Source organism: Collimonas sp. OK412 (assembly GCF_900112135.1).
Lineage (GTDB): Bacteria > Pseudomonadota > Gammaproteobacteria > Burkholderiales > Burkholderiaceae_D > Collimonas > Collimonas rhizosphaerae.
Genome location: NZ_FOLC01000004.1, coordinates 126,286 through 139,249, shown reverse-complemented (window position 1 = coordinate 139,249; position 12,964 = coordinate 126,286). Strand labels below are relative to the sequence as shown.

Sequence of the window (12,964 nt, the reverse complement as noted above, 5' to 3'; positions counted from 1 at the left end):
TAAAAATTCCTTAGAACAAATCCGCATCCAGCGCCATCAGGCTGGCCGAACCGGAACGTGCCTGGCGAATCAGCATTGCGGTTTCCGGCAGCAGGCGGGCGAAATAGAAACGTGCGGTAGCCAGCTTGGAAACGTAGAACTTGTCGCCTGAATCTTGCTTGGCCAAAGCGATCTTTGCCATTTGCGCAAAGAAGTAGGCATAAACCAGATGACCGACCACGCGCAGGTAAGGCACTGCCGCGGCGCCTGCTTCGTCAGGATTCTGGAAAGCCTTCATGCCGATTTCCATGGTCAGCTTGCTGACCTTGTCGCCGAGGTCGGCCAGCGGCGTGATGAATTCCGACAAGGCTTCGTCAGCGCCATTCTCTTCGATGAACGCCTGCACCTTGGCGCCGAATTTCTTCAGCTTGGCGCCGTTGTCCATCAATACCTTGCGGCCCAGCAGATCCAGCGACTGGATGGTGTTGGTGCCTTCGTAGATCATGTTGATGCGGGCATCGCGCACATATTGCTCCATGCCCCATTCGGCGATGAAGCCGTGGCCGCCGTACACCTGCATGCACTCCGATGTCGCAGTCCAGGCGTTATCGGTAATGAAGGCCTTGACCACAGGAGTGAGCAACGCAACTTCATCAGCTGCGTCCTTGCGCACTGCTTCATCGGGATGGTTCAGCTCCTTGTCCAGCTGCAGCGCGACGTAGGAACAGAATGCGCGGGCGCCTTCAGCATACGCTTTTGCCGTCAACAGCATGCGGCGCACGTCTGGATGGACGATGATCGGATCGGCTGGCTTGTCTTTGGCCTTGATGCCTGACAGGCTGCGCATCTGCAGCCGGTCCTTGGCGTACACCAATGCGTTCTGGTAAGCGACTTCCGTCAGGCCCAGGCCTTGCATGCCGACGCCGAGGCGGGCTGCGTTCATGAACACGAACATCGCGTTCAAGCCTTTATGCGCGCCGCCGATGATCCAGCCGGTGGCGCCGTCCAGGTTCATCTGGCAGGTCGAATTGCCGTGGATGCCCATTTTTTCTTCGATCGCGCCGCAGGTGATCGGATTGCGCGCGCCCAGAGAACCGTCAGCATTCGGCAGGAATTTCGGCACCAGGAACAGCGAGATGCCCTTGGAACCTTCCGGTGCGCCCGGCAAACGCGCCAGCACCAGGTGCAGGATGTTTTCCGACATGTCGTGCTCGCCGGCCGAGATGAAAATCTTGCTGCCGGTGATGCTGTAGGAACCGTCGGCCTGCGGCTCGGCTTTCGAGCGCAGCATGCCAAGGTCAGTGCCGCAATGCGATTCAGTCAGGCACATGGTGCCGGTCCATTCGCCGGAAACCAGCTTAGGCAGGTACAGGGCCTGCTGCTCTGGCGTGCCGTGCGCGTGCAGGCATTCGTAGGCGCCGTGCGACAGGCCCGGGTACATGGTCCAGGCCTGGTTGGCCGAGTTCATCATTTCGTAGAACGAATTGTTGATCACCAGCGGCAAGCCCTGGCCGCCGAACTCAGGATCGCAGGACAGCGATGGCCAGCCGGCTTCCACGTACTGCTTATAGGCTTCCTTGAAACCCTTCGGTGCGGTGACCGTGTGGGTGGCCTTGTCGTGGTGACAGCCTTCGCGATCGCCGGAATGGTTCAGCGGGAACAGTACCTGGGAGGTGAATTTACCGCCCTCTTCCAGCACCTGATTGATGATGTCGGCATCGATCTCGGCATGCTTCGGCAATTGTTTCAGTTCATCTTCTACATGCAGCAGCTCGTGCATGACGAATTGCATATCCCGCAGTGGCGCGACGTATTGACCCATGGTGCTCTCCTGATGATTGTTTGTATTTACTGGATTGATCTGGCTGCCGGCTTGGCAGCGATTTTTTGATTCGTTTGCGAGGATTTCTTGGTGGACTGGAGCGCCTGCGTATCACGATAACTGTCAATCAGGCGGTCGAAACCTTTTTGAGCGCGTTCTACGCTGCCGGCTTTTTTCAGGAAACGGGCGTCGTGATGCAGACCCAGGATCAAGCCGTACATCTCGTAGACCAGCTGGTCGGCGTCGGTGTCGGCGCGCAGGTGGCCGGCGTCGACTGCCTGCAGTGTGCAGCGATGCAGGGCCTGCTGCCAGGTGCGCACCATGGTCACCAGCTGTTCACGGATTTCTCCCGGCCGGTCGTCGTACTCGACGGCGCCGCTGATATAGATGCAACCCGAGGCGATTTCAATCGTCACCTGACGGATCCAGCGGGCAAACATGCATTCCAGGCGCGGCAGGCCGCGTGCTTCCTTGATGCTCGGATAGAACACTTCCTGCTCGAACTGGCGGTGGTACAGCTTCACCACTTCGATCTGCAGATCTTCGCGCGAGCCGAAATGGGCAAACACGCCGGATTTGCTCATGTTCATTTTTTCGGCCAGCAAGCCGATGGTCAGACCCTCAAGGCCGTCACGGCTCGCCAGCGTGATGGCAACGTCGAGAATCGCTGCCCGCGTCATTTCGCCTTTACGCATGAATTTCGGCGGCATGTCAGTATGTGCCACGATAGTCCTGTCTCTGTCTGGTTAGGTCTGGATACAATCGGCGTTGCCTGGCTCGAAGACGGCTGCCTGCAAGAATGCGAACGCTCGTACTATTATGCACCAGAATCGAAATGTCAAACAGCGACTTAGAGGGGCCGTTCTACCGAGAATTCCTTCGAAATCCAGCGGAAGTTCTATTTGCGCTTCCTGAGCCCTGGATATGGCAGCCGCGCTTGATGAGAAAACGTCCTGGCAGCTTTACGCTAGCGCCAAAACCGGGCCGGGGCGATGTCAAACCGCCATCTAGGATTGTGCCTTATCCAGCAAGCGGCGGTCGCGCTTGGTCGGCCGCCCTTTGATCTGCAGTGTGGGTTCGTGGAAGAACTTGCGGTCTTCCGCAAGCGCGGCGCGCCTGCCCACGCTTTGTTCGGTTTCCTGGTACAGCGTCTGCGCAATCGCCGCCGAACTGCGGTTGTCTGCCAGCAGCACGACCGTCACCTCCCACACGCTGGCGCCGTTATCGATCGCCAGGATATCGCCGGCTTTCAGGTTGCGCGCCGGCTTGGTGCGCTCATCGTTCAGCCTGACCTTGCCGTGGTCGACCGCGTCGCTGGCCAGCGTGCGGGTCTTGAAAAACCGTGCCGCCCAGAGCCACTTGTCAATACGTACCGCTTCGACCGTCTTACCCATGCTGTGAATCCATAGTCTGCACCGCACTTACACCGGGTTGCCGATGTCGATGAATTGATGCTGCAGGCCGAAATGCTCGGCCAGGTGGCGGCCCAGGGCTTGCACGCCGTAGCGCTCGGTGGCGTGATGGCCGGCCGCCAGGTAGGCCACCCCGGTTTCACGCGCCAGGTGCACGGTCGGCTCGGAAATCTCGCCGCTGATGTAGACGCCGGCGCCGGCGGCAATTGCATCGCCCAGCAGGTTTTGTGCGGCGCCGGTACACCAGGCGACTTGTCCCAGGCGCTGGGACGGGTCGCCGATCAGGACCGGAGCGCGCTGCAGCCGGCGCTCAATCAGGTTCGCCAAATCACCCACGGTGCTTACCTGCGGATCGCTGACGCTGCCCAGCCAGCCCAGGCTGCCTTCGCCGAAACGGCCATTGGGCGACAAACCCAATTGCTGCGCCAGCTGCACATTGTTGCCAAAATCCGCATGGGCATCGAGCGGCAGGTGATAGGCAAACAGGTTGATATCGTGCGTCAGCAGCAATTTCAGGCGCTTGTGCTTGGGGCCGATAACGCGGGCGTCCTCGCCGCGCCAAAAATAACCGTGGTGCACCAGGATGGCGTCCGCACCGCTGTCTACGGCCGCTTCCAGCAAAGCGAGGCTGGCGGTGACGCCTGTCACCAGGCGCTTAATTTCGGCGCGTCCTTCCACCTGCAAGCCATTTGGGCAATAATCACGGAACTGTGTAATATTTAATGCTTCGGCAAGATATTTCTCCAGTTCAATGCGATCCACCGCTTTTACCGATTCTTGATCCACGATTCCTTACTCCTTCTAAGATCTTCACTATGCGACGTTTCTGGCTGTTATTTGCGCAAACCATCACCATCGGTTTAGCGATCTGGTTCATTGTAACGACCTTGAAGCCGGATTGGCTAAACGGCGCCTTGACCAGTTCGCCAACGCATATCGCCGCGTCGAAGGTGCCGCTGCAGGAAGTTGCCCCGGGAACGCCGACGCCGGGCTCCTACCGCCAGGCTGCGCAGCGCGCGATGCCGTCGGTGGTGAATGTTTTCACCAGCAAGGACGCCAAGCCGGTCGCGCCTGACATGCCGGAAGATCCGCTGCTCAGGAAATTCTTCGGTGACCGCGGCGACGACCAAGACGAGAAACAGTCCAGCCTTGGCTCGGGCGTCATCGTCAGCGCGCAGGGTTATATCCTGACCAACAACCATGTGGTCGAAGCGGCCGATGAAATCGAAGTGGCGCTGGCTGACGGCCGCACCACTACCGCCAAGGTGGTGGGCACCGATCCTGAAACCGACCTGGCCGTGATCAAGATCGAGCTGCCGAACCTGCCTGCGGTGACGCTGGGCCGCGCCGACCAGGCCAGCGTCGGCGACGTCGTGCTGGCCATCGGCAATCCGTTCGGGGTCGGCCAGACGGTGACCATGGGGATCATTTCGGCGCTGGGCCGCAGCCACCTCGGCATCAACCAGTTTGAAAACTTCATCCAGACCGACGCCGCGATCAACCCCGGCAATTCCGGCGGCGCGCTGATCGACACCAACGGCAACCTGATCGGCATCAACACTGCAATCTATTCGCGTACCGGCGGTTCGCTCGGAATCGGTTTTGCCGTGCCGATGACTACCGCCAAGACCGTGATGGAATCGATCATCAACACCGGCCACATGGTGCGCGGCTACATCGGCGTCGAACCGCAGGATATCACGCCGGAACTGGCCGAAAGCTTCGGCTTGAACCGCAGCACCGGCGCCATCATCGCCGGCGTAATCAAGAACGGCCCGGCCGACAAGGCCGGCCTGAAGCCGGGCGATATCCTGGTGGCGATCGAAGGCAAGCCGATCACCGACAGCACCGACATGACCAACCTGATCGCCCAGCTGCAGCCTGGCAGCAAAGCCAAGCTGACGGTGTTGCGCAAGACCAAGGAAACCACGGTGGAAGCCGTTATCGGCAAGCGGCCGCCGATGAAACGCGAACCAGAATAAATGCGCGCCGCCGCGCTCAATCTCATAAAGGAAACCGGTAATGCACGTACGTGACCTGACCCAATACCTGGCCGAACTGTCGGAAAACAATAACCGGGCCTGGTTTGTCATGAACAAGCCGCGCTACGATATCTTGCGGGCAGAGTTCCTGGAACTGGTGGTGCGCCTGATCGCCCAGGTCAGCAAATTCGATCCGGCCATCGCCGGCTGCAATCCGAAGAAAGCGCTGTTCCGGATCAACCGCGACATGCGCTTTTCACACGACAAGAGTCCGTACAAATCCTATTTCTCGGCGTCCATCACGGCCAGCGGACTGAAGAAGCCGAGCCAGGGCGGCGGTCCGGCCTATTATTTCCATATCGACGCCAGCGGCACCCTGCTCATCGCCGGCGGCGAATACATGCCGCCGGCCGACCGCCTGCGGGCGATCCGCCAGCAGGTGGTCGCCGACGCCAAGGGTTTTGGCAAGCTGCTGAAAAACAAGAAACTGGTGGAAACTTACGGCGACCTGCAGACCGAAGGCAAGCTGACCCGTCCGCCCAAAGGTTTTGACGCCGACTCGCCGCACATCGAATATGTCAAGATGAAAAACTTTATCGTCTGGAACGAACAGCCGGTGAAGAAGATGTTGTCGGACGCGCTGGAGAAAGAACTGGTGTCCGGTTTTAAAGATGCTTACCCGCTGGTAGGTTGGCTGCGGCAGATCAAGACCCCGATTGCCGAGTAACGCGGGGCGGCCTGGCAGCCGCCCGCTCGATTCAGATGGTTTTTTCCGATTCTTCCGCAGGCGCCTGGGTCGCCTTGACGAACAGCGGCGCCACCAGCAGGCCGACCTCGTACAGCAGGCACAGCGGCACGGCCAGCAGCAGCTGGCTCATGATGTCCGGCGGCGTCACCACTGCTGCCACCACGAAAGCGCCCACGATGACATAAGGGCGGATGGATTTCAGCTTTTCCAGTGAAACCAGGCCCATGCGCACCAGTACGATCACCACGATGGGCACTTCAAACGTCATGCCGAAGGCGATGAACATGGTCATCACGAAATCGAAATAGCTATCGATGTCCGGCGCCACCGAAACCGACTTCGGCGCAAAATTGTTAATGAAGTGGAAGATCACCCCAAACACCAGGTAATAACAAAAAGCGACGCCGGCGATAAACAATACCGAGGATGAAATCACCAGCGGCGCAATCAGCTTCTTTTCATGCGCATACAGGCCTGGCGCGATAAACGCCCACAGCTGGTACAGCACCCATGGCAGAGCGATGACAAAGGCCAGCAGCAGGGTCACCTTGACCGGGATCAGGAACGGCGTGATGACGCCGGTAGCGATCATCTTGGCGCCCACCGGCAGGGCGGCGAGCATCGGCGCAGCCAGCAAATCGTAGATATGCGCAGCCCACGGCATCAGGCACAGGAATACCACGATCACTGCGATCGACGCCTTCATGATGCGATTGCGCAATTCCACCAGATGCGAAATGAACGTCTCTTCGACGCCGCTGGTTTTATCGAAACCGCTTGTTTTCTGTTCTTCAGTCATGGGAGCAAGGTGTTTTGCAAACAAGCGGATTTGCGGATATCAGCGTTGGCCCCGATTGCCTTGAGGCGATGCATGAAATCATGAAAAAAATGAACCGGAAGCCTTGTTTTGGCCGGCCGGGCGATATTTCGCGACACGCGCGGCGCCGGACAGGACACGCGCCTTTTGGCCGCTTTGCTGTTTGTACCAAGCAGGAATGGCGCTGGTGCGCGCCAGCTTTTTCTTGCGAAAACTCTTGGCCTTGACCGCCAGCTGCTCGACATTGAAACTGTCCGCGGCACCCACACTGCCGTCGTTCCAGGCAGCGTGCAGCGAATCCTTGGTATCCGAGACGCTGCGGGCAATGCTTTGCTCGATATCGCTGGCCGCTTCCTGCACGTCTTGCTGCATCTTGCGCAATTCTTCCAGTTCAATCTCGCGACTGACTTCCGATTTGACTTCATTGATGTAGCGTTGCGCGCGGCCGAACAGGGAACCCGCCATGCGAGCCACGGTCGGCAGTTTTTCCGGCCCGACGACAACCAGTGCAACGACACCAATCAGAGCGAGTTTAGTAAGACCAATATCGATCATGGGAAGGAGCGGCAAACATCATCCACGGCCGGCTTGAAGCAGGCGCCGGCCGCCATGAATCAGTTGCCGGACTTGTCCTTTTCTTTGGTTGCAACGTCAATCGTCGCTTTGTCGGCGGCTTGTTTTTCTTCTTCGCCCTTGACGCCATCCTTGAAGCCCTTGACTGCCTTGCCCAGGTCGGAACCCATATTGCCGATTTTCTTGGTGCCAAACACCAACATCACGATAACCAGCACGATCAACCAGTGCCAAATACTGAACGAACCCATTTTTTTCTCCTTGTCGGACAAGCTGTCCGATCCTGCTAAGTCAATACACCGTTAAATCCTTGCAAATCACCTGCAGCGCACCCGCAGCTTTTGCTGCCGCCGGACGACATCAATCCGGCCGGTTCAGCGCTGCCCACGCCACGGTTTAGGTCCGCCGATGACGTGCATATGCAAATGGTACACCTCTTGGCCGCCGTCAGGCCCGACGTTGAAGACAGTCTTGTAGCCGCCGCTAGCCTGGCCCTGCTCGTCCAGCTGGTAACCGCAGCCCTGTTCTTGCGCCAGGCGCGGCGCCAGCAGCGCCATTTTACCCAACAAAGCGGCATGCGCCTCAGTACAATCGGCCAAAGTCGCGATGTGCTGCTTGGGCACGATCAGGAAATGGATGGGCGCGGCCGGATTGATGTCATGGAAAGCGATCAGGTCGTCGTCTTCATAGATCGCTTTCGAGGGAATCTGCTTGGCTGCAATTTTGCAAAAAATACAATTTTCCAAATTATCTCCGGGGCTTGAACGATTCTTTTAAACGATTCTGAAACGATTCAGATCTTGTCTTGGCCGGTTTCCTGCTGCTCACGGTCGCTCAGCTTGCGGCTGGCTTTTTCTTCGATGCCCGACAGGCCCTCGCGCCGCGCCAGTTCCTGCAGCACGTCTTGCGGCGTCAGGTTGAACTGGGCCAGCATGATCATCGAATGGAACCACAGGTCAGCGCATTCGTACAAGACATGCGAAGAATCGCCATCCACCCGCGCATCCTTGGCGGCCATCACGGTTTCCGTCGCTTCCTCGCCGATTTTCTTCAGGATCGCATCGTCGCCCTTGGCGAACAGCCGGGCGACGTACGAAGTCTCCGGGTCGCCGCCGTTGGCCGGTTTGCGCGACTCGATGACCGCAGCCAGGCGCTTTAGGGTTTCACTCATGATTGCATCCGCTTATCTGCTTGTTGATCTGCTTACTTGTTGTATATCTCGTCCGGTTCTTTCAGCACCGGCTCGACCGTTTCCCAGCCCTTGCTCTCGCTCTCCAGTTTCTGGAAGAAACAGGAGTGGCGGCCGGTATGGCAGGCAATGTCGCCGGCCTGGGTTACTTTCAGCAGTACCACGTCCTCGTCGCAGTCGAGACGAATTTCGTGCACTTTCTGCACATGGCCGGACTCTTCGCCCTTGTGCCACAGTTTCTTGCGCGTGCGGCTCCAGTACACCGCTTCGCCCAGCGCCACCGTCTTCGCCAGGGCGTCGCGGTTCATCCAGGCGAACATCAAGACATCGTTCGAGCCGAGTTCCTGGGCAATCACCGGCACCAGGCCGTGCTCATCCCACCTCACCTTGTTTAACCAACTCACGCTGCTCATGCTAGCCTCATCGGAATCTGCTGTGCCGCCATGAACTGCTTGGCTTCTTGCACAGTATGTTGACCATAATGGAAAATGCTCGCCGCCAGCACCGCATCGGCGCGGCCGATCTTGATGCCGTCTGCCAGGTCCTGCAAACCGCCGACGCCGCCGGAAGCAATCACCGGAATCGTCACGGCATTGGAGACGCTGCTGGTCAAGGCCAGGTCGAAACCAACCTTGGTGCCATCGCGATCCATGCTGGTGAGCAGGATTTCTCCCGCGCCCAGCCGCTCCATCTTTTGCGCCCATGCGATCGCATCGAGGCCGGTGGCCTTGCGCCCGCCATGGGTGAAGACTTCCCATTTGCCGGGTGCGACCTGCTTGGCGTCGATTGCCACCACGATGCATTGCGAACCGTACTTGGCGGCGGCGTCCGCCACCAGCTGAGGATTGGTGACGGCGGAAGTGTTGATGCCGACCTTGTCCGCACCTGCGTTCAGCAAACGCCGTACGTCTTCCACCGCCCGCACGCCGCCGCCGACCGTCAGCGGGATGAATACCTGCGACGCAACCGCTTCGATGATCGGCAGGATCAGGTCGCGGCCGTCGGAGGAAGCAGTGATGTCGAGGAAAGTGATTTCGTCAGCGCCCTGCTGGTCGTAGCGGCGGGCAATCTCGACCGGATCGCCGGCATCGCGCAGCTCCAGGAAATTGACGCCCTTGACCACGCGGCCATTGGTCACGTCGAGACAGGGAATGATGCGTTTGGCAAGCGTCATGGCTGGTCAGCGTCGGGCTGCTCGGATAAGTCTTCGTCTTCGACGAACTCGTCGCTCAGCTCGTCGGCGCGCTCTTGCGCCGAACGCAAGTCAAGCGTTCCTTCATAAATCGAACGGCCGCAAATCACCGCCTCGATGCCTTCATCCTGCACCGCGCACAACGCTTCCACATCCTTGACGTTGTGCACGCCGCCGGAAGCGATCACCGGGATGGTCATGCTTTGCGCCAGCTTGACGGTCGCTTCGATATTGACGCCGCCCATCATGCCGTCGCGGCCGATGTCGGTATACACGATCGAGGCGCAGCCATAGTCTTCGAATTTCTTGGCGAGGTCGATCACTTCGTGGCCGGACAGCTTGCTCCAGCCATCGGTGGCGACCTTGCCGTCCTTGGCGTCGAGGCCGACGATGATCTGGCCCGGGAAAGCGCTGCAGGCATCGTGCAGGAAACCAGGATTCTTGACCGCGGCGGTGCCGATGATGATGTAGCTCAGGCCGTCGTCCAGGTAGCGTTCGATAGTGTCCAGGTCGCGGATGCCGCCACCCAGCTGCACCGGGATTTCCTCGACGCCGTTGAGTACGGCGAATTCGCGCACCGCCTTGATGATGGCCTTGACCGCGGGTTCGTTCTTCGGCTTGCCGGCGAACGCGCCATTCAGGTCAACCAGGTGCAGGCGGCGCGCGCCTTGCATCAGCCAATGGCGGGCCATCTCGCCCGGATCGTCGGAAAATACGGTGGCTTGGTCCATATCGCCCTGTTTCAGGCGTACGCAGTGACCGTCTTTGAGGTCGATGGCAGGTATCAGCAGCATGGCTACAATTGTGTATGAGGTGAAGTCGGTTAAAAACCTGCCCAGTGAAATCCAGGCAGCTAATTTGCTCAGTTAAGTTTGCTCAGTCCAGTTTGAATAAATATCCGCATAAACCAGGGGGAATGCCGGAATATATTCAAGGCTTCCATTGCACGAAATTCTTGTACAGCTGCAAACCGGCGCTAGCGCTTTTCTCCGGATGAAACTGCGTGGCAAAAATATTATCACGGCCGACCGCGCAGCTGAACGCCGCGCCGTACTCAGTCTCGCCGAAGGTATGCGCAGCATCGGCCGGCACTGCGTAATAGCTATGGACGAAATAAAAATAATCCTGGTCGGCAATACCGTGCCAGAGCGGATGAGACTGCGCCTGGCGCACTCGGTTCCAGCCCATCTGCGGCACCTTGAAACGCGAACCGTCGTCCTGCAGCCGGCCGTCCAGGCGGAAGCGCACTACCTTGCCGGGCAACAATCCCAGGCCGGCGGTATCACCTTCTTCGCTCAGGTCGAACAGCATCTGCTCGCCGACGCAGACGCCTAGCAGCGGCTTGCTGCGCGCAGCTTCCAGCAACACTTCCTGCAAACCCGATTCGCGCAGGCTGCGCATGCAATCCGGCATTGCTCCCTGGCCTGGCAGGACCAGGCGGTCGGCGGACCGGATATCGGCAATCGTACCCGAGATCAGGACCTCGGCTTCCGGCGCCACCTGGCGCAGGGCCTGCGCCACCGAGCGCAAGTTGCCCATGCCATAGTCAACTACAACAATTTTGTTCATGATAAAGATTCAAGTCCCGAGGAAAGTCCGGGTAAATAAGCTCAACCTTAGAGGCTGCCCTTGGTCGAAGGAATGGTGCCGGCGGAACGCGGATCCAGCTCTGCAGCCATGCGCAACGCACGGCCAAACGCCTTGAAGACGGTTTCGCATTGATGATGGGCGTTTTCGCCGCGCAGGTTGTCGATATGCAAAGATACCAGTGCATGATTGACAAAGCCCTGGAAAAATTCGTGGGTCAGGTCGACGTCGAAGCCGCCGATCATGGCGCGCTTGAACGGCACGTGGAATTCCAGGCCCGGGCGGCCGGAGAAATCGATCACCACGCGCGACAGCGCTTCGTCCAGCGGCACGTAGGCATGGCCGTAGCGGCGGATGCCCTTCTTGTCGCCGATGGCCTTGGCGAACGCTTGCCCCAAGGTAATGCCGACGTCTTCCACCGTGTGGTGGGCGTCGATATGCAGGTCGCCGTTGGCTTCGATATCGAGGTCGATCAAGCCATGCCGCGCAATCTGGTCCAGCATATGGTCGAGGAACGGCACGCCGGTATTCAGCTTTTGCTGGCCGCTGCCGTCCAGATTGATGGAGACGCGGATTTGCGTCTCGTTGGTATTGCGCGTGATCGATGCAGTTCGAGGCGTAGACATGTTGAGCTTGAGACCAATTTACTATGTGGTGACGCACAGGCGTCGTGGAGGTAAGTGTACTAAATTATTCGACGACCGGATTTAAGATCGAGATTGTTGCAGCTTCCCCGTTAGTCACTAGTGAAGCCTGGCCAAGGCAGCTTTTTGGGCTGCATCGCCATTTTACCGACATTTTCATGTTTTCCCGCTAATGGCAGCCTTGATAATCGCTATAAGCGTTGCTATTCAAGCCAAATGCCTATGCCAGCGCCCGTTCGCCGGGCTCCTGGCTGTCGAGCTGCGCCAGCCGCCGTTCGATCAGCGCGCAGTACTCGGGATTGAGCTCAAAGCCGACAAACCTCCGTCCGCAACGGCGCGCCGCCACCGCCGTGGTGCCGCTGCCCATGAAGGGATCGAGCACGATCCCGCCGGGCGGACAGGAAGCCTTGATCATGCGCTCCACGATTTCCAGCGGCTTCTGGGTCGGATGGTCGGCCCGCTCGCGATGTTCGCGGTGCAGGCGCGAGACGCTCCAGACGTCTTTCGGGTTATAACCCAGCTCCAGCCACTTGGCGCCGACAAAAATCGAGCGCGAACGGGCTTTCTTGGTTTCAGCGTCGTAGGGAATCCGGATGGCGTCGAGGTCGAAGTAATAGTCCTTGGCGCGGGCGAAGAAGCCGATCGTGTCGTGCACCGACGAAAAACGCCGGGTGCCGCCGCCCATCGAAGGCACCCGCCGGTCCCAGATGATTTCATTGTTCATGATCATGCGCTGCTTGAGCATGACAAAAATCTCGGGCGAAAAGCGCCAGGTCAGGAAAATGTAGAGGCTGCCGTTCGGCTTCAGTTTCGGCAAGGCGGCGTCTATCCATTCTTCGGTCCAGCGCAGGTAAGCCGCGGTGTCGAGCTTGTCGGAATCGTTGCCGTAGTCCTTGCCCAGGCCGTAGGGCGGATCGGCCAGCAGCAGGTCGACCGAACCGTCCGGTATGCGCTGCAGGCCCTGCAGCGCGTCCTCGCCATAGATGCGGTCGATCCAGTCGTCGCTCATCGCAGCCACG

The 12,964-nt window shown here is 59.0% G+C and carries 17 protein-coding genes; 2 read left to right on the top strand and 15 right to left on the bottom strand.

The features are described from left to right. Positions 1-10: 10 nt before the first annotated feature. The 4 genes from BM062_RS06165 to BM062_RS06150 form a co-directional block, all read right to left on the bottom strand. Positions 11-1,801: an acyl-CoA dehydrogenase C-terminal domain-containing protein gene (locus BM062_RS06165; protein WP_092394682.1), complete on the bottom strand. Its 1,791-nt coding sequence runs from the start codon at positions 1,799-1,801 to the stop codon at positions 11-13. Between the two features lie 26 nt (positions 1,802-1,827). Further along, positions 1,828-2,496 (bottom strand): TetR/AcrR family transcriptional regulator, encoded by a 669-nt coding sequence (locus BM062_RS06160; protein ID WP_092395089.1) that lies wholly within the window; start codon positions 2,494-2,496, stop codon positions 1,828-1,830. 312 nt (positions 2,497-2,808) lie between these two features. Then, positions 2,809-3,195, bottom strand: coding sequence for an RNA-binding S4 domain-containing protein (locus BM062_RS06155; RefSeq protein WP_092394679.1), 387 nt, complete (start codon positions 3,193-3,195; stop codon positions 2,809-2,811). A 27-nt stretch (positions 3,196-3,222) separates the two neighbouring features. Further along, entirely contained in the window at positions 3,223-3,975 is a 753-nt protein-coding gene (locus BM062_RS06150) for a Nif3-like dinuclear metal center hexameric protein (protein ID WP_092395086.1), read from the bottom strand. 53 nt (positions 3,976-4,028) lie between these two features. On the opposite strand from BM062_RS06150, the gene BM062_RS06145 reads away from it, so the two are divergent. Together BM062_RS06145 and BM062_RS06140 are read left to right on the top strand one after the other, a co-directional pair. Further along, positions 4,029-5,195, top strand: coding sequence for a Do family serine endopeptidase (locus tag BM062_RS06145; RefSeq protein WP_092394676.1), 1,167 nt, complete (start codon positions 4,029-4,031; stop codon positions 5,193-5,195). Between the two features lie 40 nt (positions 5,196-5,235). Then, positions 5,236-5,922: a DUF2461 domain-containing protein gene (locus tag BM062_RS06140; RefSeq protein ID WP_092394673.1), complete on the top strand. Its 687-nt coding sequence runs from the start codon at positions 5,236-5,238 to the stop codon at positions 5,920-5,922. A gap of 31 nt (positions 5,923-5,953) precedes the next feature. Here BM062_RS06140 and tatC read toward each other — a convergent pair whose 3' ends face one another. The 11 genes from tatC to BM062_RS06085 all read right to left on the bottom strand — a co-directional run bounded on the left by tatC (position 5,954) and on the right by BM062_RS06085 (position 12,954). After that, a complete protein-coding gene (gene tatC / locus BM062_RS06135) occupies positions 5,954-6,742 on the bottom strand; it encodes a twin-arginine translocase subunit TatC (protein WP_092394670.1) in 789 nt (262 codons plus the stop codon). A 78-nt stretch (positions 6,743-6,820) separates the two neighbouring features. Beyond that, positions 6,821-7,315 carry a Sec-independent protein translocase protein TatB gene (gene tatB, locus BM062_RS06130; RefSeq protein ID WP_092394667.1) on the bottom strand — a complete coding sequence of 165 codons (495 nt, stop codon included), beginning with the start codon at positions 7,313-7,315 and terminating at the stop codon, positions 6,821-6,823. A gap of 59 nt (positions 7,316-7,374) precedes the next feature. Further along, the gene (gene tatA / locus BM062_RS06125) at positions 7,375-7,584 is read right to left on the bottom strand and encodes a Sec-independent protein translocase subunit TatA (protein ID WP_092394664.1); all 210 of its coding nucleotides are present in this window, start codon (positions 7,582-7,584) and stop codon (positions 7,375-7,377) included. Positions 7,585-7,707: 123 nt separating this feature from the next. Beyond that, on the bottom strand, positions 7,708-8,079 hold the full coding sequence (locus BM062_RS06120) for a histidine triad nucleotide-binding protein (RefSeq protein WP_092394660.1): 372 nt from the start codon (positions 8,077-8,079) through the stop codon (positions 7,708-7,710). Between the two features lie 47 nt (positions 8,080-8,126). Further along, positions 8,127-8,504, bottom strand: coding sequence for a phosphoribosyl-ATP diphosphatase (locus BM062_RS06115; protein ID WP_092394657.1), 378 nt, complete (start codon positions 8,502-8,504; stop codon positions 8,127-8,129). Positions 8,505-8,536: 32 nt separating this feature from the next. Beyond that, positions 8,537-8,935 (bottom strand): phosphoribosyl-AMP cyclohydrolase, encoded by a 399-nt coding sequence (hisI, locus tag BM062_RS06110; protein ID WP_092394654.1) that lies wholly within the window; start codon positions 8,933-8,935, stop codon positions 8,537-8,539. Continuing rightward, positions 8,932-9,696 carry an imidazole glycerol phosphate synthase subunit HisF gene (gene hisF, locus BM062_RS06105; RefSeq protein ID WP_092394651.1) on the bottom strand — a complete coding sequence of 255 codons (765 nt, stop codon included), beginning with the start codon at positions 9,694-9,696 and terminating at the stop codon, positions 8,932-8,934. Before hisF ends, hisI begins: the two co-directional genes overlap by 4 nt. Further along, complete coding sequence (gene hisA, locus BM062_RS06100) at positions 9,693-10,508, bottom strand: 1-(5-phosphoribosyl)-5-[(5-phosphoribosylamino)methylideneamino]imidazole-4-carboxamide isomerase (RefSeq protein ID WP_092394648.1); 816 nt, start codon at positions 10,506-10,508, stop codon at positions 9,693-9,695. The genes hisF and hisA overlap by 4 nt, the downstream gene beginning before the upstream one ends. Before the next feature lie 136 nt (positions 10,509-10,644). Then, the gene (hisH, locus tag BM062_RS06095) at positions 10,645-11,283 is read right to left on the bottom strand and encodes an imidazole glycerol phosphate synthase subunit HisH (protein ID WP_092394645.1); all 639 of its coding nucleotides are present in this window, start codon (positions 11,281-11,283) and stop codon (positions 10,645-10,647) included. 47 nt (positions 11,284-11,330) lie between these two features. Next, positions 11,331-11,927 (bottom strand): imidazoleglycerol-phosphate dehydratase HisB, encoded by a 597-nt coding sequence (hisB, locus tag BM062_RS06090; RefSeq protein WP_014004509.1) that lies wholly within the window; start codon positions 11,925-11,927, stop codon positions 11,331-11,333. A gap of 238 nt (positions 11,928-12,165) precedes the next feature. Next, complete coding sequence (locus tag BM062_RS06085) at positions 12,166-12,954, bottom strand: DNA-methyltransferase (protein WP_092394642.1); 789 nt, start codon at positions 12,952-12,954, stop codon at positions 12,166-12,168. Positions 12,955-12,964: the final 10 nt, after the last annotated feature.